The organism is Lysinibacillus sp. FSL K6-3209, assembly GCF_037976175.1.
Lineage (GTDB): Bacteria > Bacillota > Bacilli > Bacillales_A > Planococcaceae > Lysinibacillus > Lysinibacillus sphaericus_D.
This window is the reverse complement of the sequence record NZ_CP150264.1, coordinates 3385045-3407426: the sequence shown is the minus strand read 5'-3', so window position 1 is coordinate 3407426 and position 22382 is coordinate 3385045. Positions and strand designations below refer to the sequence as shown.

Below are 22382 nucleotides of genomic sequence, written 5' to 3'. Positions count from 1 at the left end.
TTCTAATTGGGACGGTTTTTTTTAATGTTTTCTAGACTTTTTCCTTTAGAGTTACATTTTACCTATAAAATTTTCGTATTAAAAATCGAATATCGCACATTCTATATTCACAAGGAGGTGAGACAGACATGGCGAACAATAACAACCGCAGTTCAAATCAGCTTGCAGTACCTGGTGTACAACAAGCACTTGATCAAATGAAATACGAAATTGCGCAAGAATTTGGTGTTCAATTAGGAGCTGACGCATCAGCTCGTGCTAACGGTTCCGTTGGTGGTGAAATCACTAAACGTCTTGTACAAATGGCAGAATCTCAATTAAAAGGTATGCCAAACAACAACCAATAATTGCAGAAAACGCATTTATTGAACTTAAAACCAGTGACCGTAAAAGGCACTGGTTTTAGTTTGTTTATTTTTGCTTTTTTTATGACTGCGTAACTCGAATAATTCAATCAATACGATTTAAAGGTCTCTACGGTTTGTTGAATATTATGACTTTCACAAATGGCGGAAATAACTGCTATACCGTCTGCACCAGCTTTGAATACTGTTTCTGCATTCTGACAGTTAATGCCACCAATTGCTACAATCGGCAACTCGGGATAATGACGACGTGCTTGTTGTAAAAATTCAGTACCACTTGGCGCTTTGGCATCAATTTTAGAAGTGGTAGCAAAAATGGGACCAATACCTACATAATCTGCTCCATTTTCTATAGCGATGTGTAATTCATCCGCTGTATGAACCGAAACACCAAGTATTATTTCCGCACCAATTTTTTCTCGTACTAATGAGATGGGAAAATCATCTTGTCCAATATGAATACCGTCTGCCTTGAGTTTTAAGGCAAGCTCAATATCATCATTTACGATAAATGGAACATTGTAGTGATGACATCGTTTTTGGCATTGACGGGCAAAATGTTCATAATCTTCATTTGTCAGTGCATCTATTCCTTTTTCTCGAAATTGGAACATCGTAATGCCAGCTTGCAATGCTTCCTCTAGTATTGCTAATGGTTGTTTGATTTTGGCATTCGCTGTGCCCATTATAAAATAGAGCTGCAAATCACTGCGTTTCACCTATGATCACCTCGCAACTTTCTTTGAATTTTTGGTAAGCAAAATGATTGGTTGGTCCATTGCCATGACCAATTGATAAGTTATGAGTAATGGCTAGTTGAATGAATTTCTTAGCCTCAATAATGGCTTGCTCTATCGGCATTTGACGGCCGATAAAAGCTGTTAATGCGGCAGAAAATGTACACCCTGTCCCGTGTGTATTTTTCGTCGCAATTCGACTAGTCTGCATTGAGAATGATTTGCCATCTTTAAAAAACACATAATCTATAGCAAAATCTTCGTTCGCAAGATGACCACCTTTGATAATCACGCATTGAACACCTAGCTGTAATAACGATTGCGCCGCAAGTCGAATGTCAGACACGGTTTCGATTTTTCTTGCAGTTAATGTTTCAGCTTCTGGTATATTCGGCGTTACAATCGTGGCAAGTGGTAATAAATTGTTTCTTAATGCCTCAACAGCCTCTTGCTGTAATAAAGTTTCACCGCCCTTTGCAATCATGACAGGATCAACAATAAGAGGGATGGTTAAATTCGTCATAGCTAGCGCAATTGTACGAATAATATCAGAGGAAAAAAGCATGCCAGTCTTAATGGCGCTAATTGAAAAATCCTCTAAGAGAGCATGAAATTGTTTATTTATAAAGGCTTGTTCAATTGGTAGCACATCCATGACACCTTGTGTGTTTTGGGCAGTTAAAGCTGTAATTACGGACGTTCCGAATACATCTAATTCTTGAAATGTTTTTAAATCCGCTTGGATACCTGCACCACCACCGCTATCAGAGCCCGCTATTGTTGTAACAATGTACATTAACTATCACCATCCTGAGATAAACGATGCAATCCATTTAAGACAGCTACTGCGAAATCTCCATTATAAGGAGCAGCTGAATGAGCATGTTCAGCAATTTTTTTATAGCTCGTTAATGTATCACATAATTGGGAAAAAGGCTCATTACCCGCAATATAAGCAGCACAACAAATGGCACTTAATAAACAGCCAGTACCTGTCACTTCTGTCATTCGAGTATGACCACCAACAATCCATTGTGCAAGGTTCCCATCGGTTATAAAATCTTTTTCACCCGTTATAATCACGATGCAATTATATTTTTTTGCTATTTCTTTTGCTTTATCCTCAACAGAAATTGAACCAGTACCACTATCAACGCCTTTTTGTTGCCATTGTACATTAGCAATCGCGGCAAGTTCGCCAACATTACAGCGGATAACAGCAAAATGAATTGTGTCTAATAACTGTAGTACCGTTTGTTTGCGGTATGCTGTAGCGCCAGCGGCTACTGGGTCCAAAATTACTGGTACACCAAGGGCATTCGCTTTTTTTCCTGCAAGTAACATCGACTCTTTTGTGCGTGTAGTAAGCGTTCCTATATTTACCAATAACGCTGATGCGATGGATACCATTTCTTCGGCTTCTTGCGGATCATCCGCCATTACCGGTGATGCACCAATGGCTAGTAAGCCATTTGCTTGAAAATTTGCCACTACATAATTGGTTATGCAGTGAATCAACGGTTGTTTTTTACGAATCGTTTGAAAAATCATTGTAGTCCTCCTCTTTTGGTGGACGTAAGCATGCAAAAAAAAAGCTCTTTTCGTTCGGGCACAAGGCACACGTAAAAAGAGCTTTTCATCAATAAAAAGATGTGTATTGCTCCCTACGTCAGTATTAACTAACAGGTTCAAAGGGTCAGGTTTTACCTTCTCAACTCACTAGAGTCCCCCTGCAATTATGAAAATTTTAGTTGACCAAAATGTAACATACCTTTTCGTAGTATTCAATAGCATTTTATCATTATTTGGAAAGCAGTGACTGATGCCATATACTAGACCATGATAATTGTCATGACTTTTTTAAAATAGGGTCCTTCCATTGAAAATCGTAAAAAATGAGTTTTATAATGAACCTAGTATTAAGGAGGAAGTTATGATGAAAAGACAGGATTTAATTGCACCAGAATGGTATAACATTGTGGAGGAAATTGAAAAGTATGCTCAAGATCCATCTAAAAATGCATTAATTGTTTATAATGACAACGAAGAAATTCAATATATTACATACGCAAATTTACTGGAAAAGGCGAATCAGGCTGCCCATGTATTTACTTCGCAGGGATTAACGAAGGGCGATGTGCTATTAGTGATGGTTCCAAGATCTGTCGAAGCTTATATTGTTTACATTGCGGCACTGAAAGCGGGTTTAACTATTATCCCTAGCTCTGAAATGTTACGTACAAAGGATATTGAATATCGTATTACACATGCCGATGCCAAAGGTATTATCGCCTATGAGCCATATATTGAGCAATTTGACGACGTAACAAATTTAAAAGGAATTATGCAATTCGTTATTGGTCACGCACATGCACCATGGCAACCATTGCTTGAAAAAATGAAGGAGCATCCTACAAATTATCTAAACCCTACACCGACAAAAAGTACAGATAATGCCTTTTTAGCTTATACAAGTGGAACAACAGGGAATCCTAAGGCAGCTGTTCATACACATAGCTGGGGTTATGCGCATTTACGTACGACAGCACCGAATTGGTTAGGCGTACAAGAAAATGATATAGTTTGGGCTACTGCTGCACCTGGTTGGCAAAAGTGGATTTGGAGTCCGTTCCTAGCAACGTTAGGTAGCGGAGCAACAGCATTTGTCTATAAAGGAAAATTTGATGCTTCTACTTACTTGTCATTGCTAGAAAAATTTAAAGTAAATGTGTTATGTTGTACCCCAACAGAATATCGCTTTATGGCCGCACTTAACAATTTACAGGACTATAATTTAAGTGCCATCCGTCAAGCTGTATCAGCGGGTGAACCGTTAAATAGTGAAGTTGTTAAAGTGTTTTCAAAAACGTTTAATATTCAAGTGCGTGATGGCTATGGCCAAACAGAAAATACATTGCTTGTTGGGACACTGGTTGGCATGGATGCTCGCGTCGGCTCTATGGGTAAACCGACACCAGGCAATACAGTAGAAATTATTGATGATTTTGGAAATCCTGTTGCGGTTGGCGTTGTTGGAGATATTGCTGTCCATCGTCAAACACCTGCACTGTTTAAAAAGTATTTCAAAGACCCAGAACGCACTAGCATGCAATTCCGTGGAGATTGGTATATTACCGGTGACCGAGCATATAAAGATGCAGATGGCTATTTTTGGTTTGAGGGACGTGGTGATGATGTCATTATTTCGTCAGGCTATACAATTGGGCCATTTGAAGTGGAAGATGCCTTAATGAAGCACCCTACTGTTAAAGAAGCTGCTGTTGTGGCAAGCCCTGATGAAGTAAGAGGAAATATAGTGAAAGCCTTTATCGTCTTGCGTGAAGGAGTAACAGGTGATGATACGCTTATTCAAAAGCTACAAAACCATGTGAAGCTGATGACAGCACCTTATAAATATCCACGGGCAATTGAATTTGTTGAAGCATTACCAAAGACTGCATCTGGAAAAATCCGTCGTGTCGAATTACGACAACAAGAAAAAGCCTATTACACACACCAATAATTATTTCCTAGGAAATAATGTCGAAAAATCAAAGTTCATGCTTTATGATGAACTTTTGATTTTTTTGTACATCCCTATTTCGTTTATGGCAAAATAATAAATGTGAGAAAAACTTTTACATAAAAATCACTTAAAAGTGAAACGTTTTGGACATTTAGACGTATAACGTGAAGAGGAGGCGATTATATGAATACAAAAAGGTGGATAGCCTTAGCAGTTGCAGCTGTATTATTAGTGTTTTCATTAGGACTTAACACAATTATGGCGATTTTTAAATCAGATTTCTTTAGTAATTTTGATAGCGTGATGGCTGGCAAAAATTTAGATGTATACGAAACGATTATTGAAGGTGAAGATCAAACTAAACGTATCGCATATTTGAAAGTGGATGGGACGATTCAAGATGTTGGATCGAATACATTATGGCAATCCGTTTCTTACGATCACCAGTTTTTCTTAAATCAATTGGATAATATTTTAGCTGATGATACAGTACAGGGGATTGTACTAAGTGTGAATACTCCAGGTGGTGGAGTAAAGGAATCGGCAGAAATTTATAAGAAATTGTTAGAAATTAAAGAAGAGCGTCAAATTCCTATCTACGTGTCGATGGATTCAATGGCAGCGTCGGGTGGTTACTACATTTCAGCACCAGCAGATAAAATTTATGCACATCGTGATACAATAACAGGTTCTATTGGTGTCATTATGCAATCTATTAATTATCAGGAATTAGCCGAAAAAGTTGGTGTGAAATTTGAAACGTTTAAATCAGGGCAACATAAAGATATGCTAAGCCCTACGCGTGAAATTACTGCAGAAGAACGTGCTATGATGCAAGATATGATTAATGAATCTTATGAAGAGTTCGTTGATATAGTTGAAAAAGGACGAAATATGTCTGAAGCGGATGTCAAAAAGGTAGCCGATGGTCGAATTCTTGGTGGTACAAAGGCACTTGAAGCAGGCTTAATTGACGAAATAGGCGATGAGCAAGCGGCAATTGCAGCTTTACGACAAGATTTTGGATTAGAGGATGCTGTTCTTTTCGAATACTCGTATAATCAAGGAGGCTTACCGTCATTAATTGGCATGAAAGTTGGTTCACTATTTGGTCCTTCGGCTGAAGAAAAAATGTTGATGAAAATTATGACGGAATATAAGGCACCAAAAATGATGTATTTATATGGTGAATACTAAGGAGGGCATACCATGACAAACAATGATTTCGTTTTGCAAGGGGTACCCTCGATAAGCCAAGAATTACTAGATAAAACAGTGACGCCTACAGTGATGACAAACTATCAATTGAAGACAGCAGGATTTTGGGTACGTTTTTGGGCATTTGTCCTAGATGGATTAGTTATTTCTGCTATTATAGGAATTGCTGTTAATCCAATATTTTACTTAATGGACTGGTCATTATCAGAATCGGTGTGGTATGCACCTATCTCAATTATTTCAGCTGTTCTTTATTATTGTTACTTTGTCTTGATGACGAAATTTTTCGGGCAAACTTTAGGGAAAATGGCATTGGGGTTACGCGTTGTATCGCTGAAACAGGATAAACTACAATGGTCAGATGTGCTGTTCAGAGAATGGATTGGTCGCTTAATCAGTAATATCTTTACGCCGCTGTATATTTTAGTTGCTATTTTACCGGACAATCAAGGTATACATGATTACTTTGCTGAGACTACGGTTGTTCATGAAAAAGTGTATATAGCAAAAGAGACTGTGCAAGCAACGGTACAAACGCCAGCAACTATTCAGGAAACCGCTAAAGAACCTGAAAAGCTGGAGGAAAAACCTGAGGAATGATCAACAGGTAAAACACAACTTTAAGTGACTTTTAAATTTTTAATATGTAAAGTGTTAGATGATTACAGTCATCTAACATTTTTTTTGGTAATTATCTTCAAAAATGTTTATGAACATTGTAAATAGGAGTGGTAGCTGACAAGCCATCACAATAATTGCATGAAGATAAGCTGTCCTAGTTGCAATTATTTCCCTACATTTAGTAAGATTATGTACATATGATGATTAGGAGGCGTTAACATGGCACAAATTACATTTAAAAAGGGTCCAGTAACACTAATAGGTAATGAAGTAAAGGTTGGAGACCAAGCACCAGATTTCACAGTATTAGCAAATGATTTATCACCTGTTTCTTTAAAAGATTCAGAAGGTAAAATTCGCTTGTTTAGCGTAGTCCCATCATTAGATACAGGTGTATGTGATGCACAAACGCGCCGTTTTAATGAGGAAGCTGCAAATTTAGGCGATGATGTAGTAATTTATACAGTATCAGTTGACCTGCCATTTGCTCAAAAACGTTGGTGCGGAGCTGCAGGAATTGATGCTGTTCAAACAGTTTCAGATCATCGTGACCTGTCATTTGGTGAAGCATATGGCGTATATATTAAAGAATTACGCCTTCTAGCACGCGCCGTTTTTGTGGTAGATGCAACTGGCAAAGTGACTTATGTCGAGTATGTACCTGAGGCTACAGATCATCCAAACTATGAAGCAGCAATTGCAGCAGTGAAAGCACTAGCATAATTTGCTTCTTTTAGGCTAAGATAATACTAGACAAAAGGGCTGTGACAGGTTTTGTCACGGCTCTTTTCTGCGTGAAAGGAAGTTATGTATGGAAAAAATTGAAAAACTATTTGGGATGCTGAATGAGCATGCAGAAAAAATAGAAAAAGAGCAAGATGCGACATTGCTTGAAGGTGTGCTTGATGGACTAGAGGCATGGCTTGATGGAGAAGTAGATTTCTCCCAACAAGGAGCAACGAAAGAAGATGTGCGTAAATCTATTCAAATTGCGATTTTAAAAGGGATGCGTAAAGGTTCCCAGCCAAATCATCAAATGACACCAGATACGCTTGGTCTATTAGTTGGTTATTTTGTTGAACAAATTTTTGCGGATCGATTAAAGAAAGAAAAGCTGACAATCATGGATCCAGCAGTGGGAACAGGTAATTTATTGTTAACAGTTATGAATTTACTTGATGGAAAATTAGAAGCATCAGGTGTGGAGGTAGATGAGTTACTTATCCAATTAGCTGCAGCAACAGCAGATTTAACAGAGCAACCAGTTTCTTTATATCGCCAAGATGCGTTGCAAGACTTATTGGTGGATCCTGTAGATGCGATTGTTTGTGATTTACCAGTCGGATACTATCCGAATGAGGAAGTAGCACTAGATTATGAGCTTTGTGCTTCTGAAGGCATGAGCTATGCTCATCATTTATTTATTGAGCAATCTATCAATTATACGAAAGACGGAGGCTATTTATTTTTCTTAGCGCCAACACATCTTTTTGAATCGGAACAGTCGAAGCAACTGCATAAGTACATCCAAAAGCATGCTTGGATTCAAGCGATTATTCAATTGCCAGATACAATGTTTGCCAATAAAGCACTAGAAAAAAGTATTGTGATTTTACAAAAGCAAGGGGAAGCTTTTAAAGCCCCGAAAGAAGTATTATTGGCGAAAGTACCAAATATGCAAAATAAACAAGCGCTTGCGATGTTTTTTGAGAAAGTGAAGATGTGGCAAGAAGGAAAATAAAATAATAAAAAAGGTATCCAATTTTGGATACCTTTTTATGTATTGCGATTAAGCTTCTGGTGTACGGATAACAAGTACGTCGCAATTTGCAGAACGTACGATTGCTTCAGATACTGAACCGATTAGGAAGCGTTCTACTGCATTTAAACCAGTAGCGCCACAGATAATTAAATCTGCATCAACGATTTTAGAAAGCTCTTTTGTAATAATATTTTTAGGAGATCCATACTCGATTACAAGGTTTACGTTTGTTAAGCCTTCTTCTTCAGCTTGTTTTTTGTAACCATTTAATAATTCTTCAGAGAAAGCTTGTGCACGCTCTGCAATTGAACGGTCATATGCTTCAATAGCAGCGAATGAACGCGTATCAATAACATTTACTAGGTTTAAAACCGCACCTTCGTTACGTTTAGCAACGTCGATTGATTTACGAAAAGCGTACTCTGCCTCTTTAGAACCGTCTACTGCAACTACAATGCTTTTATAATGATTAGCCATTTGTATTACCTCCCTATTTGTATAATGATATTATATCAAATGATTTTCTAAAGGAAATACTTTCCGAAGAAAATTTGTGAAAAAGTGAAGGCATTTACTGTACAATGCCTCTTATCTCTTTAATAATCTAACTATTTGATATTTTATAAATATTGTAAATTTAATTAGTGTTTGCTTTAATTAAAGCATTTTTTGCACATGTTTGGTAAGATGGAAATGCAAGGGGTGCATCATTTACGATGAATCGTATTTTGATGAATATTGCTTAGTTTATAGGTTATGAAAGGGGATTGGAAATATGAAGATTGGTATTCCAAAGGAAATTAAAAACAACGAAAATCGCGTAGCAATGACACCAGCAGGGGTTGTCTCCTTAACGCATGCTGGGCACGAAGTGTATATTGAAACAGGAGCTGGTATCGGTTCAAGTTTTACAGATGCAGATTACGTAGCAGCAGGTGCACATATCGTTGCGTCGGCAAAAGAAGCATGGGCTCAAGAAATGATCTTAAAAGTAAAAGAACCCGTAGCATCGGAATACGATTACTTTTATGAGGGACAAATCTTATTTACCTACTTGCACTTAGCGCCAGAGCGTGAATTAACGCAGGCATTAATAGAGAAAAAAGTTGTAGGTATTGCCTATGAAACGGTTCAACTTGGCAATGGTTCATTACCTTTATTAACACCAATGAGTGAAGTAGCTGGTAAAATGGCAACTCAAATTGGTGCGCAATATTTAGAGAAAAATCACGGTGGTAAAGGGATTTTACTAGGTGGTGTATCAGGTGTACAACGCGGTAAAGTAACAGTAATTGGTGGCGGAATCGCCGGAACAAACGCTGCGAAAATTGCAGTTGGTATGGGAGCAGATGTAACAGTTATTGATTTAAGTCCAGAACGTCTACGTCAATTAGAAGATATGTTTGGCCGCGATGTTCAAACATTAATGTCTAACCCATATAATATTGCAGAATCTGTGAAACACTCTGATTTAGTTGTCGGTGCTGTTCTAATTCCTGGAGCAAAGGCACCAAAGTTAGTTTCGGAAGAAATGATTCAATCAATGCAACCAGGTTCTGTTGTTGTGGATATTGCCATTGACCAAGGTGGAATTTTTGCGACATCTGATCGTGTTACAACACATGATGATCCAACGTATGTTAAGCATGGGGTCGTCCACTATGCTGTTGCCAATATGCCAGGTGCAGTGCCACGTACTTCAACGATTGCTTTAACAAATAATACAATCCCGTATGCATTGCAAATTGCCAATAAAGGCTATAAGCAAGCATGTATTGATAATCCTGCATTGAAAAAAGGTGTGAATGCATTAGAGGGGCATATTACTTATAAAGCGGTAGCAGAAGCACAAGGCTTGCCATATGTGAATGTGGATGAATTAATACAATAATAATGCATAACTAAAATAAATATATCTTGCGGTAGCTATTCGTTACGTATGGATACATCTGAACCGTAAAATGTCAAAAGAAGGATAGCAGTGTCCATTTTAAATAAGTGGATCAGCATTTTCTATTTACAATAAATAAAAAATTAGAAGATAGCACTAGTTGTTGGTAGTGTAGGCGGTGACTCCTGCTCCACTATATCAGACGTGGGCATTCCGCGATGTGGCTTACAGTGTCCCCGCGGAAAGTCCCGCCATAGCGGACAACAACGATAGAGAAAAAGTGTTAGATTGACTTTAGTCAATCTAACACTTTTTCTCTTTTGTCACTGTGGAAAAGAATCCATAGAAACTGAGTTATCCTCTACATCGTAAAATACCTTGTCTTACAGTACGATTAAGTCTTTAGGGAATTTTGTTAATACTTCCACACCATCTTTTGTAACCACGACATCATCTTCAATACGAACTCCTGTCACATCAGATTTGTAAACACCAGGTTCGATTGTAAATACCATGCCTTCTTCCATCATCATGTCATTTGTTCCTGTAATAGATGGGAATTCATGAACGGAAATGCCAAGCCCATGGCCAAGTCGATGTGTGAAATATTCACCAAATCCTGCGTCTGTAATAGTATCGCGCGCAATTTTATCTAAATCCATTGCACGTACGCCAGGCTTTACAGCTGCAATGGCATTAGTATTAGCTGCTAATACAGCATGATAGATTGCCTTTTGTGGAGCAGATGGTTCACCGAAAGCTACTGTACGTGTAATATCAGAGCAATAACCATCGTAAATTACCCCTAAATCAAACAACACCATATCGCCTTTTTCGATTTTACGTGAACCAGGTTTACCATGTGGTGAAGCCGATTTTGGTCCACTTAATACCATTGTTTCAAAGGACATTTTACAGCCTTTTTCTTGAATAGCATTTTCAATAGCAGTTAAAATCTCCATTTCAGTTTTACCTTCAGCAATTTCTTTACAACCTACTTCAATCGCATAATCGGCAAGTTGAGCCGCTTTGCGTAGCTTATTTAACTCATTTTCATCTTTAATCACACGCATGGCATTAATTTTTTCATCAAGGCGTACGAATTGAGCTTGTGGAAATGATTGTTGTAAAGCTTCTAAACGTTCTACGATAAGCTGTGCTTTTTCAATCGCAAATGTTGATGGATTTACGTTGCGCTTCTTAATCGCTTGTGCAAGAATATCCATAGCATTATCTGTATCTTGATGACCGATTACTTCATATGACCAGCCGGCAGCTTGCGCATCTGGAATTTCCATTTGTGGACAAATTAAAAAAGGTTGTGCTTCTTTAAAAATCATCACACCTAGTAATCGTTCGTGGGGATTACTTTTAAAACCTGATACGTAATAGACATTATCGGGAGTCGTTACGAATGCGGCATCAATTTGATTTTTTTGTAAATAGTTTTGGATTTCTTGTACTTTTGACATCATCCATTTCCTCCTCATAATTGCATCTAGTTTTTTACTGATGTTAGTTTACAACATCATCTTTCAAGTGGCTTCATTAGGTAGCAATGCAATGCTTACGTTTATTTGGAGCACCCGCAGCGCGGTTATAACAAAAAATGATTTAGCACGACGTTTCTTTTCTCGGCATGTACATGTCAAAGGAAAAGCTAGCACTATAGCACTTTTCATATCCTGTACAAGCATATCAAAAAAAGGGAAAAAGCGCATGGATAGCGAATTAAAAGATGGAGCAAATATTATGCGTGTTGGGAGGAACGTTTTTATGCAAATTAGTTATCATGGTCATTCTGTCGTTAAAATTCAGACAAATGATCATACAATTTTAATTGACCCTTTCATTAATGGAAATAGCCAAACCGATTTGAAGGTTACAGATGAGGCACCGGATATTATTTTACTTACACATGGGCATAATGATCATGTAGGTGATACGGTGGAACTTGCTAAGAAAAAGGATGCGCTTGTTATTGCACCAAATGAATTAGCAAACTGGATTTCATGGCAGGGTGTGAAAGCGCATCCAATGCATATTGGTGGAGCAAAACAGTTCGATTTTGGGAAGGTGAAGTTTACACAGGCTTTCCACGGCTCCTCTTATATAACAGAAGACAATGAAATCATTTACATGGGAATGCCTGCCGGCGTGCTATTATTTATCGAGGGATTAACGATTTATCATGCGGGGGATACAGCGCTATTTAGCGATATGAAATTAATTGGTGAACGTCATCCGATTGATATAGCCTTTATACCAATTGGAGATAACTTTACGATGGGCCCTGAAGATGCTGCATGTGCTGTAGAATTTTTAAAACCAAAAATTGTTGTACCGATACATTATAATACATTCCCTCCAATTGAGCAGGATCCGCAAATTTTTGCAAATTTAGTGCAAAATGCAGAGGTTCAAATTTTAAAAGCTGGTGAAAAAGTAAACTGTTCCTAATCATTTACGGTGCTGTACTATAATAATTGACACCACGTGCGTAGTTGAAATAATAGGAAGCGTTAAACATTTTACACCTTTATACTCAATATTTTCTCAAAAAATATGGTACACTAAGAACAGAATTCATTGCTTGAGAAATAGGTGATATTTTGTCAACAAAACATGAGAAGATTTTACAATACATCGAGTCACTACCCGTGGGCGATAAAATTTCAGTACGACAAATTGCAAAAGAGATGCAAGTTAGTGAGGGAACGGCTTACCGCGCCATCAAAGAAGCGGAAAATCGTCGGTTAGTAAGTTCTATTGAGCGTGTCGGAACAATTCGTATTGAGAAGAAAAAGAAAGAAAACATCGAACGGTTAACATTTGCAGAAATTGTTAATATTGTAGATGGCCAAGTGTTAGGTGGTAAAACAGGTCTACATAAAACATTAACAAAATTTGTAATCGGTGCGATGCAATTAGAAGATATGATGCGTTATACAGATGCTGGTAGCTTACTTATCGTCGGAAACCGTATAAAAGCGCACGAAAATGCGCTACGTGCAGGTGCTGCTGTATTAATTACCGGTGGCTTTGACACAACAGATGACAATAAGCAACTTGCCGATGCACTGGATTTACCGATTATTTCTACTAGCTATGATACTTTTACCGTTGCCACGATGATTAACCGTGCTATTTATGACCAGTTAATTAAAAAAGATATTTTATTTATTGAGGATATCTATGTACCAATGGTTGAGACATCGGTGTTACGCAATGATGAAACGATCCATCATTTCCACAAGTTGAATGAGCGTACAACACATGGTGCATTCCCAGTAGTAACTGCCAACAATAAATTGGTCGGAATGGTTACTGTTAAAGACGTTATTGGTAGGGAAGAGGACGAGCTGATTGAAAAGGTTATGACGAAAAATCCAATTGCTGGTTCAATGAAAATGAGCGTCGCGTCTGCAGGACACCGCATGATTTGGGAAGGAATCGATTTACTGCCGATTGTCAATGACGATAATGTTCTACAAGGGGTTATTAGTCGTCAAGATGTGCTTAAGGCATTGCAACTGGCACAAAGACAGCCTCAACATGGTGAAACAATTGATGATTTAGTAAAAAATGAGATGAAAGTGCTAGGTGATGAAGATTTAATCGTTGAGTTTAAAGTGACACCGCAAATGACAAACCAATATGGGGCTATTTCTTACGGAGCATTTACAACTTTACTAGCCGAAGTTGGATCATTTGCATTAAAGCGTCGAAAACGTGGCGATGCAGTGGCAGAAAACATGACGATTTATTTCATTAAGCCTGTTCAAATGGAGAGCACACTTACTGTTAAACCTCGCATATTAGATATGAGTCGGAAGTTTGTTAAGATGGACTTCGAAGTATTTAATGAGCAGATGCTTGTCGGTAAGGCGATGATGATGTTCCAGCTATTGGAGCGCTGATTACACAAAAAGGGATGGCCTAGTGCAAATACTAGGTCATCCCTTTAATCGTTATGTTCAATAATATGTGCCAGACATTTAGGAATTAACGGTTGATACGATATTCTTCATCCACAAATTGACCATAGTGGCGAGCTTTTTTAATATTTTCTACAATAACAAAGATGCCTAATATCACAAGAATTGCTACAATGATAAATGTAAACATTCCAGGGAATAAGTAAGCTTGGTTCAAAGAAAATGCAAGTATAAAGGAACCAAAGCCTATATTCGCCTTACTTTTGTACCAATTTTTAGCAATAGGTAATGGAGAACGGAACTGTTTTGTTTTAAAATAAAAATAAAAGACAAATGATATGATAATTGCGAAGACAAAAATTAAATTGAGCATAGTAAACCTCCTAGCATAACTAGACATTATTGTAACGATTATTGAAGAAAAATGCTAACGGTTATTACTATCATTTTGGGGGAAATCATTTTGAAAAGACAAATCATCGACACAATTGCTGCATATGAGACAATCGTTATACATCGCCATGTGCGTCCTGATCCGGATGCGTACGGATCACAATTAGGGTTAAAAGAATTGATTTTAGCCAATTATCCCGATAAAAAAGTGTACGCTGTAGGCCAGCATGATACGTCTTTATCGTTTTTAGCAGAGCCCGATCAAATTGCGGATGCTGTTTACGAAAATGCTTTAGTTATTGTGACAGATACAGCGAATACGGAGCGTATTGACGATCAACGCTATACAAAAGGTAAGATGGTTGTAAAAATTGATCATCATCCGAATGACGACCAATACGGCGATTTATTGTGGGTAGATACAACAGCAAGTTCGTGCAGTGAAATGATTTATGAGCTTTTTGAAACAGGTAAAGAAACATTGGATTGGCGACTATCGGATGCCTCTGCTAGATTATTATTTGCTGGAATTGTAGGAGATACTGGGCGTTTCCAGTTCCCAAGTACGACTGTAAAAACATTTAGAGTGGCAGCAGAACTCATTACATATCATTTTGATCGAAATCAAATTTTCGATGGGATGTATGAAATGGAACAAAAATTATTAACTTTACAAGGTTATATTTATCAAAACTTCATAATGGATGAACATGGAGCGGCGTATGTTAAACTGACAAAGGAATTACTTGCTGACTTTAACGTTGTGCCGTCAGAGGCATCTCTATTAGTCGGTTGTTTAGGCAGTGTAAAGGGAATTTGTGCTTGGGTTATATTCATAGAAGAGGAAGACCAAATTCGAGTTCGTCTCCGTTCTAAAGGTCCGATTATTAACACATTGGCAAAGGAATTTAATGGTGGGGGACATCCTCTTGCTTCAGGGGCAACTGCCTATTCATGGCAAGAAGCAGAGCTTGTCACGGCACGTTTACAAGAAATTTGTCAATCATATCATTCGTAATTGAAAGGCGGGGATTCTTTTGACACATGTATATACACAAATGCATACGAGCGCGGATTTATTGCAAAGCACGATTCGGCTTGAACAATTGATCCCTTTTTTACAAGAGCAAAATACGCAGGCCTGTGCAATTGTCAATTCGAAATTGTACGGGCTTTTGCCTTTTTGTCAAGCGATGCAGCAAGCAAATATCCATGCGGTAATAGGGCTTACAATAAAGGTGCAGTGGGATGAAAAAACAATTCCGCTTGTGCTGTATGCGCAAACACAGGAAGGTTATCAGCATCTACTAAAGATTAGTAGTGCTGTTTCTATTCGACAAGACGAGGTATTGCCTTGGAAATGGCTTGAAGGCTATGCGGCAGGATGTATAGCATTACTGTCAACGATTGATATAGCCGATAGTGCAGAGTGGCAAGCAATGACAAGTGCGCTACAGCAAGTGTTTGGAAAACGTCTATATGCAGGGATTGCAAGACCAGGAGGAATAATAACAGACAATGAAGCGATGATTTCGCAGTGGTGTGAAGCTGAAAATATTGCCATTGTAGCCACGCAGCGCTGCTATTTTTTACGACCAGAAGACCATTTTGCTTATGAAGTGGCCAGAGCAATCGATACAGGGGAAAAGCTTCAAAACACGATGCTTACAGCGCATTTAGAAAACTATTTTGTACCAACAGAGGAACAGTGGAAAGGTTGGTTTGGAGATCGTTTAGAATGGCTTGAAGCAAGTGCCAGCATGCTGGCTAGCTGTGTAGCAAAAATTCCAGAAACACATGTTCAAATGCCTACATTTCCTGTACAAGAGGGGGAAACAGCCGAAAACTTGCTTGTCAAAAAGGCATTTTTAGGGTTAGCTGCACGTTTGAAAGTGTCTGAGCTACCTGAAGTTTATCGAGAGCGACTACAATATGAGCTTGAAATCATCTGTTCAATGGGCTATGCTGATTATTTTTTAATTGTTGCAGATTTTATGCATTTTGCCAAAGAACAGCGTATTTTAACTGGACCAGGTCGTGGATCTTCCGCAAGTTCTCTCGTTGCTTTTAGTCTCGCTATAACACAGGTCGACCCACTCGCCTATGGTTTATTATTTGAACGCTTTTTAAATCCTGAGCGTGTTACATTGCCTGATATTGATATTGACTTTGTGGACAGTAAACGACATCAAGTCATTCAATACGTCGTACAAAAATATGGCAAGGCTAATGTCGCACAAATTATTACTTTTGGTACTTTGTCTGCAAAAGCAGTGGCGAGAGATGTGGCGCGTGTGTTTGGGTTTGAGGCTGAAGTGATGGAAAAAATATCGAAAATGATACCCAATAAACCAGGGATGACTTTACAAAGAGCAGTTGCAGAATCACCAAATTTTCAAACTTGGTTAGCGGAAAATGAATATCATCAACGTTGGTATGAAGTGGCATTAAAACTAGAAGGCTTGCCGCGAAATTCCTCTACCCATGCGGCGGGTGTTGTGTTAGCACCGACACCTTTAGTGAATACAATTCCAATTGAAGATGGACATGATGGTGTGTATATTACGCAGTGGCCAATGGGTGATGTGGAGGCGCGTGGGCTTGTAAAGATGGACTTTTTAGGGTTGCGCAATTTAACAATTTTAGAGCAAGTACGTTGGTCTATTTATAAAGCTGGGGGACCATGGATAGAATTTGACCTTATTCCAATGCATGACGAGCTGACGTTCCAATTGCTTCAAAAGGGTGATACAGTTGGTATTTTTCAGCTAGAATCAGAAGGGATGAAACAAGCATTACGTGATATTCATCCAAGCCATTTTTCAGATATTGTAGCTGTCAATGCACTTTACCGTCCGGGACCAATGGACTTTATCCCTGTGTACGCTAGAAGAAAAGCAGGCAAGGAACAAGTGTCGATGCCCCATCCGTTACTGGAACCTATTTTACGCGAAACATTTGGTGTTATTGTTTATCAGGAGCAAATTATGCACATTGCAGCAACGATGGCAGGTTTTACAATGGGGCAGGCGGATTTATTGCGTCGGGCGGTGAGTAAGAAAAATCGTGATATTTTAGACGAGCAACGAGCTGCCTTTGTCAATGGGGCATTGAACCAAGGGTTTGATCGACATATTGCAGAAGATGTCTATGCGCTAATTGTCCGCTTTGCAGACTACGGCTTCCCAAAAAGTCATGCTGTTGCCTATAGTGTCATCTCATATCAAATGGCGTATTTAAAGGCGCATTATCCGCAAAGTTTTTATGCTGCATTATTAACGAATGCAACGGGAAATGCGGAAAAAATTCAGCAACTAGTAGCGGAAGCGAAAGATAAAGGAATTACATTTTATCCACCTTCGCTGTTGCACAGTACAAAATTCTTTTTAGTTGAAAAGGATGGAATTCGCTTTAGTTTATCCGGCGTTAAAGGTGTGCCACATACGTTTATAGAGAAGATAGTGGCAGTGCGCAAAACAAATCCAGAAGCTTTTCATAATTTATTTGATTTGGCAGTCGCTTTAAGTGCACAACATTTCAAACCGAAAGTAATGGAAACTTTAGTTTATGCAGGTGTGCTTGATTATCTAGGAAAAGATCGTGCGGTGCTCATAGCTACTTTAGAGGCAGCGCTAATGCATGCAGAACTGTTGCGCCCAACAGAAGATGTAGATATTGAAACGGCAACTGCCTTTACTTTTGGGAAACCGAAGTATATGCAAGCAGAAGCGATGTCCCAGAAGGAAAAACTCCAGCATGAAAAAGAAAGTCTAGGCTTTTATATATCAGCTCATCCTGTTTCAGAAGTAAGAAATTACTGGGCAGATGTGAATATTACATGTGCAGAACTGAAGCATGCACGTGAGGGAATGTATGTCAAAATGATTGGTCTGATTGACGAAGTAAAAAAAATCAGAACGAAAAAAGGAGAGCAGATGGCTTTTGTCCAACTCCAAGATGAGTTTGGTACAGTATCTGTGACATTATTCCCGCAAGTATTTCAACTCGTACAGGAAATATTGTTGGAAGATGGGTTCCTATATATTGAGGGCACGCTGGAAAAACGTTTTGGGAAACCACAAGTGAAAGTAAAACATGCACAATCGACTGAAAAATTATGAAATTAAACAAGAATTTAGAAACTGCATAGAATTCTATGCAGTTTTTTCTTTACTTTTCATCAGTTATTTTGTAAGATATAGTCAATGCTAAAAAGTGGTCAGACCACTTTTGACAACGGGAGTTAATCATATGGATAAACAAACCGAACAAAAAAAAGTGTTTTTAGAAATCGTTCAGCAATTGCGTCAACTGATTCGAATGGAAAAAATTCAAGCGGGAGAAAAGCTTCCTTCTGAACGTGTATTATCAGAAAGGTTAGGTGTTGGGCGATCCTCTGTAAGGGAGGCACTGCGCAGTTTAGAGTTACTTGGACTCATAGAAACACGCCACGGTGGGGGTACATTCCTTGCCTCAACACATAAGCATCAGCTTGTTGAAGTACTGTCGATGTTTATATTAGAAGATGAAAAATCAAAAAAAGATGTCGAATTAACGCGACAAATTCATGAAAAGGAAGCAATTCGCGTAATAAGTTGTACAGAGATTCTTCGTACACTACCTGTGTGGGACAGTTTTTTTGTGAAGCTGGAGATTGAAGGAACAGTCAATTGTCGCGATGTGTTACGAGAAATAATTATTACATCAGGCAATCGGCTTTCGCTGAAAATCTGGTTTCAACTTGCAGCTTATGACGGTGACCGTTTAAATCGAAACTCAACGGAAGATGAAAAACTTATCCTTCAAACAATGTTGAAGTCGATGCAGCTTGGTTATGAAAAAGAAGCTTTACGAGCTTACGAGCAGTGGATGGGTACTGGTCAAACTTTTTAAACAACAAAGGGGGAGTCAAACATGGCAATACGCGACATATTTAGCGCAAATCGAAAAAAGAAACAGGATGGTCAAGAAAAGGCATTTCCAGAAGGACTCATGACAAAATGTCCAGAATGCCGCCATATCCAGTTAACAAAAGAATTAGAGAAGCATCACAAAGTATGCACGAAATGTGGTCACCATTTTAAAATGACGGCACAGGAGCGTGTAGCAGACTTCTTAGATGAAGGTTCGTTCGTTTCTATGGACGATCATTTACAAACAAGCAATCCACTAAATTTCCCTGCCTATGTAGAAAAAATTAATGCGGATCAACAAAAAACAGGTTTAAATGAAGCGGTATTGACAGGGTTAGGCACACTGGATGGGGAAGAGATTGTCGTTGCCATTATGGATTCTCATTTCCGTATGGGATCAATGGGCTCTGTTGTTGGAGAAAAGATAACACGCGCTGTTGAAAAAGCAACAGCATTACGTGTACCATTTATTATTTTCACTGCAAGTGGTGGCGCACGAATGCAAGAAGGCGTTTTATCGTTAATGCAAATGGCAAAAACGAGTGTGGCGTTAAAACGTCATAGCGATCAAGGGCTATTATTTATTTCGATTTTAACGCACCCAACGACAGGCGGTGTTTCTGCAAGTTTTGCCTCTGTGGGGGATATTAATATTGCGGAACCTCAAGCACTTATCGGCTTTGCAGGTAGACGTGTAATTGAAGAGACGGTAAGAGAAAAACTACCGAATGATTTCCAAACAGCAGAATTTTTATTAGAACATGGTCAACTAGATGCCATCTTCCATCGCAAAGATTTACGTAAACAAGTAGCTGTGCTTGTAAAAATGCATACGAAGGGTGGCGTACAACATGTCTAAAAATTTAGCTTTTGAAGAACCAGTAGTACAATTACGTGAAAAAATTGATGAATTAAAAACGATTGCTGCTGATGCGGATGTAGATATGACTGGTGAGATTGAAAAGCTGGAAACACGTTTAACGCAATTGGAGCAATCAATCTATGCCAATATGAAGCCGTGGGATCGAGTGCAAGTGGCACGTCATCCAGAACGACCAACAACATTACAATATATTGAAGCGATGTGTGAAAACTTTATTGAACTACATGGTGATCGTACGTTTGGAGATGATGCTGCGATACTTGGTGGGATTGCTCTTTTTGAAGGACAACCTGTCACTATCATCGGGCATCAACGTGGCAAGTCCACAAAAGAAAATATTCGTCGTAATTTCGGTATGCCCCATCCAGAAGGCTATCGTAAGGCGTTACGCTTAATGAAACAAGCTGAAAAGTTTAATCGTCCAATCATTTGTTTTATTGATACAAAAGGTGCTTACCCAGGGAAGGCAGCAGAAGAACGTGGTCAAAGTGAAGCGATTGCTCGTAATCTAGTAGAAATGGCAGGGTTATCCGTACCAGTTATTAGCATTGTTATAGGAGAAGGTGGTAGTGGCGGTGCTTTAGCTTTAGGTGTAGCAAACCGTGTGTTCATGTTAGAGAACTCTACTTATTCAGTTATTTCTCCAGAAGGTGCGGCTTCAATTCTATGGCGTGATGGTAGTCTTGCAAAGCAGGCGGCTGAGGCAATGCGTATTACTGCACCTGATTTAAAAGAGCTTGGTGTCATTGATGGGATTATTCCTGAAATCACTGGCGGTGCTCATCGCAATGTAGCAAAGCAAGCTATGTATATAAAGGAATGTATTAGTGACACACTAAAAGCGTTGAATTCTTTAAATGGTGAGCAACTAATTGAAGACCGCTATGAAAAATTTAAAAAAATCGGACAATATACAGAAGTGTAGACCAAACACATAACAAAGCGCTGACTGTCTAAACGTTAATTTATAACGAAGAATTTTTAAGAAATGTTAAATTTTAGATGCTTTGTGATGGGAAGAATGTGTGAAAGCGCATTCTTTTCATTTTTTATGTAAAAGTTATGTTTTTCTAACGTCAGAACCCTTACATAGTTTGTTTTTTCATGTTAATGTGAATAATATTAGATAACACTGCAGGAGGTTGTTCGACAATGAAGAAAATTGCCGTATTAACAAGTGGTGGAGATGCACCTGGCATGAACGCAGCCATTCGAGCAGTCGTTCGTAAGGCAGCTTATCATGGACTAGATGTTGTTGGAATTAAGCATGGCTATGAAGGTTTAATTAAAGGATCTTTTGAGCTACTTGATTTAGGCTCTGTAGGTGGCATCATTCAAAGAGGGGGTACGAATTTATTTTCAGCTCGTTGCCCTGAATTTAAAGAGGATGCTGTCCAACAACAAGGTATTGCTAAAATGCGAGAAGCAGGTATTGAAGGTCTAGTTGTTATCGGGGGTGATGGTTCCTATCGAGGTGCAATGGACCTTGTAAAAAAAGGTTTCCCAGTTGTTGGTGTGCCTGGAACGATTGATAACGATGTTCCTGGAACAGAATACACAATTGGCTTTGATACTGCGCTGAATACAGTCGTTGATTCAATCGATAAAATTCGTGATACGGCGACTTCCCATGAAAACTCTTTTATTGTTGAAGTTATGGGGCGCGATGCTGGTGATATCGCATTATGGGCAGGCCTTGCAGCAGGTGCTGAAACCGTCTTAATTCCCGAGGAAGATTATGATTTAGACGACATCGTATCGCGTCTAGAGCGTGGTGAAGCACGAGGGAAAAAGCACAGTATCATTATTGTAGCAGAGGGTGTAATGTCAGGAAGCGATTTGGCAAAACTACTAAAGGAAAAGACGGGAAAAGAGACGCGTGTTTCAGTTCTTGGTCATATTCAACGCGGTGGTTCTCCAACAGCACGTGATCGTGTCCTCGCAAGTCAATTTGGTGCACATGCAGTAGAATTATTAATGGAAGGTAAATCTGGTCGAGCTGTAGGCATACGCAACCATACAGTGATTGACTATGATATGCCAGAAGCTTTTGAAAAGCATCATGAGTCAGATGTAAGCTTGTATACTTTAATGAAAGAACTATCAATATAATTTGGCGTAAAACGGAGTGGGCA

At 38.8% G+C, this 22382-nt stretch carries 21 protein-coding genes and 1 riboswitch; of the genes, 15 read left to right on the top strand and 6 right to left on the bottom strand.

Annotated elements, in window-relative coordinates; all coding sequences use genetic code 11:
- Positions 1-128: 128 nt before the first annotated feature.
- A complete protein-coding gene (locus MHH88_RS16615) occupies positions 129-347 on the top strand; it encodes an alpha/beta-type small acid-soluble spore protein (RefSeq protein WP_053592369.1) in 219 nt (72 codons plus the stop codon).
- A 107-nt stretch (positions 348-454) separates the two neighbouring features.
- Here MHH88_RS16615 and thiE read toward each other — a convergent pair whose 3' ends face one another.
- From thiE to thiM, 3 genes are read right to left on the bottom strand one after another with little or no spacing between them, the layout of a single operon-like run.
- On the bottom strand, positions 455-1084 hold the full coding sequence (thiE, locus tag MHH88_RS16610) for a thiamine phosphate synthase (protein ID WP_339259498.1): 630 nt from the start codon (positions 1082-1084) through the stop codon (positions 455-457).
- A complete protein-coding gene (gene thiD / locus MHH88_RS16605; RefSeq protein WP_339259496.1) occupies positions 1071-1898 on the bottom strand; it encodes a bifunctional hydroxymethylpyrimidine kinase/phosphomethylpyrimidine kinase in 828 nt (275 codons plus the stop codon). The genes thiE and thiD overlap by 14 nt, the downstream gene beginning before the upstream one ends.
- Positions 1898-2653, bottom strand: coding sequence for a hydroxyethylthiazole kinase (gene thiM, locus MHH88_RS16600; protein WP_339259494.1), 756 nt, complete (start codon positions 2651-2653; stop codon positions 1898-1900). Before thiM ends, thiD begins: the two co-directional genes overlap by 1 nt.
- A gap of 93 nt (positions 2654-2746) precedes the next feature.
- Positions 2747-2844: riboswitch (TPP riboswitch) on the bottom strand.
- Between the two features lie 194 nt (positions 2845-3038).
- Here thiM and MHH88_RS16595 point away from each other — a divergent pair.
- The 5 genes from MHH88_RS16595 to MHH88_RS16575 all read left to right on the top strand — a co-directional run bounded on the left by MHH88_RS16595 (position 3039) and on the right by MHH88_RS16575 (position 8208).
- The gene (locus MHH88_RS16595) at positions 3039-4625 is read left to right on the top strand and encodes an acyl--CoA ligase (protein WP_339263106.1); all 1587 of its coding nucleotides are present in this window, start codon (positions 3039-3041) and stop codon (positions 4623-4625) included.
- Positions 4626-4811: 186 nt separating this feature from the next.
- On the top strand, positions 4812-5825 hold the full coding sequence (gene sppA / locus MHH88_RS16590; RefSeq protein WP_339259492.1) for a signal peptide peptidase SppA: 1014 nt from the start codon (positions 4812-4814) through the stop codon (positions 5823-5825).
- 12 nt (positions 5826-5837) lie between these two features.
- A complete protein-coding gene (locus tag MHH88_RS16585; protein ID WP_339259490.1) occupies positions 5838-6446 on the top strand; it encodes an RDD family protein in 609 nt (202 codons plus the stop codon).
- A 240-nt stretch (positions 6447-6686) separates the two neighbouring features.
- Positions 6687-7190 (top strand): thiol peroxidase, encoded by a 504-nt coding sequence (gene tpx, locus MHH88_RS16580; RefSeq protein WP_024363789.1) that lies wholly within the window; start codon positions 6687-6689, stop codon positions 7188-7190.
- An 88-nt stretch (positions 7191-7278) separates the two neighbouring features.
- Positions 7279-8208, top strand: a complete 930-nt coding sequence (locus MHH88_RS16575; RefSeq protein ID WP_339259488.1) for a class I SAM-dependent methyltransferase — start codon at positions 7279-7281, stop codon at positions 8206-8208.
- Between the two features lie 48 nt (positions 8209-8256).
- On the opposite strand, the gene MHH88_RS16570 is transcribed toward MHH88_RS16575, so the two are convergent.
- Positions 8257-8706, bottom strand: a complete 450-nt coding sequence (locus MHH88_RS16570; RefSeq protein ID WP_024363791.1) for a universal stress protein — start codon at positions 8704-8706, stop codon at positions 8257-8259.
- Between the two features lie 298 nt (positions 8707-9004).
- On the opposite strand from MHH88_RS16570, the gene ald reads away from it, so the two are divergent.
- Positions 9005-10120 (top strand): alanine dehydrogenase, encoded by a 1116-nt coding sequence (ald, locus tag MHH88_RS16565; protein WP_103976081.1) that lies wholly within the window; start codon positions 9005-9007, stop codon positions 10118-10120.
- Positions 10121-10503: 383 nt separating this feature from the next.
- Here the strand turns inward: ald and MHH88_RS16560 are convergent, their stop codons facing one another.
- Complete coding sequence (locus MHH88_RS16560) at positions 10504-11592, bottom strand: Xaa-Pro peptidase family protein (RefSeq protein ID WP_339263105.1); 1089 nt, start codon at positions 11590-11592, stop codon at positions 10504-10506.
- A gap of 304 nt (positions 11593-11896) precedes the next feature.
- On the opposite strand from MHH88_RS16560, the gene MHH88_RS16555 reads away from it, so the two are divergent.
- Both MHH88_RS16555 and MHH88_RS16550 read left to right on the top strand, forming a co-directional pair.
- Positions 11897-12580: a metal-dependent hydrolase gene (locus MHH88_RS16555; RefSeq protein WP_339259485.1), complete on the top strand. Its 684-nt coding sequence runs from the start codon at positions 11897-11899 to the stop codon at positions 12578-12580.
- Between the two features lie 152 nt (positions 12581-12732).
- Positions 12733-14040 (top strand): DRTGG domain-containing protein, encoded by a 1308-nt coding sequence (locus tag MHH88_RS16550; protein ID WP_339259483.1) that lies wholly within the window; start codon positions 12733-12735, stop codon positions 14038-14040.
- An 85-nt stretch (positions 14041-14125) separates the two neighbouring features.
- Here MHH88_RS16550 and MHH88_RS16545 read toward each other — a convergent pair whose 3' ends face one another.
- Positions 14126-14431, bottom strand: coding sequence for a YtpI family protein (locus MHH88_RS16545; protein WP_024363796.1), 306 nt, complete (start codon positions 14429-14431; stop codon positions 14126-14128).
- Positions 14432-14521: 90 nt separating this feature from the next.
- On the opposite strand from MHH88_RS16545, the gene MHH88_RS16540 reads away from it, so the two are divergent.
- The 6 genes from MHH88_RS16540 (at position 14522) to pfkA (ending at position 22359) form a co-directional block, all read left to right on the top strand.
- Positions 14522-15469, top strand: a complete 948-nt coding sequence (locus tag MHH88_RS16540) for a bifunctional oligoribonuclease/PAP phosphatase NrnA (RefSeq protein ID WP_339259480.1) — start codon at positions 14522-14524, stop codon at positions 15467-15469.
- A 40-nt stretch (positions 15470-15509) separates the two neighbouring features.
- Positions 15510-18572, top strand: a complete 3063-nt coding sequence (gene dnaE / locus MHH88_RS16535; RefSeq protein ID WP_339259478.1) for a DNA polymerase III subunit alpha — start codon at positions 15510-15512, stop codon at positions 18570-18572.
- Between the two features lie 130 nt (positions 18573-18702).
- Positions 18703-19344, top strand: a complete 642-nt coding sequence (locus tag MHH88_RS16530) for a GntR family transcriptional regulator (RefSeq protein WP_025220305.1) — start codon at positions 18703-18705, stop codon at positions 19342-19344.
- A gap of 21 nt (positions 19345-19365) precedes the next feature.
- The gene (gene accD, locus MHH88_RS16525) at positions 19366-20223 is read left to right on the top strand and encodes an acetyl-CoA carboxylase, carboxyltransferase subunit beta (RefSeq protein ID WP_024363800.1); all 858 of its coding nucleotides are present in this window, start codon (positions 19366-19368) and stop codon (positions 20221-20223) included.
- Entirely contained in the window at positions 20216-21172 is a 957-nt protein-coding gene (locus tag MHH88_RS16520; protein ID WP_024363801.1) for an acetyl-CoA carboxylase carboxyltransferase subunit alpha, read from the top strand. Before accD ends, MHH88_RS16520 begins: the two co-directional genes overlap by 8 nt.
- Positions 21173-21399: 227 nt before the next feature.
- A complete protein-coding gene (gene pfkA / locus MHH88_RS16515) occupies positions 21400-22359 on the top strand; it encodes a 6-phosphofructokinase (RefSeq protein ID WP_069513750.1) in 960 nt (319 codons plus the stop codon).
- Positions 22360-22382: the final 23 nt, after the last annotated feature.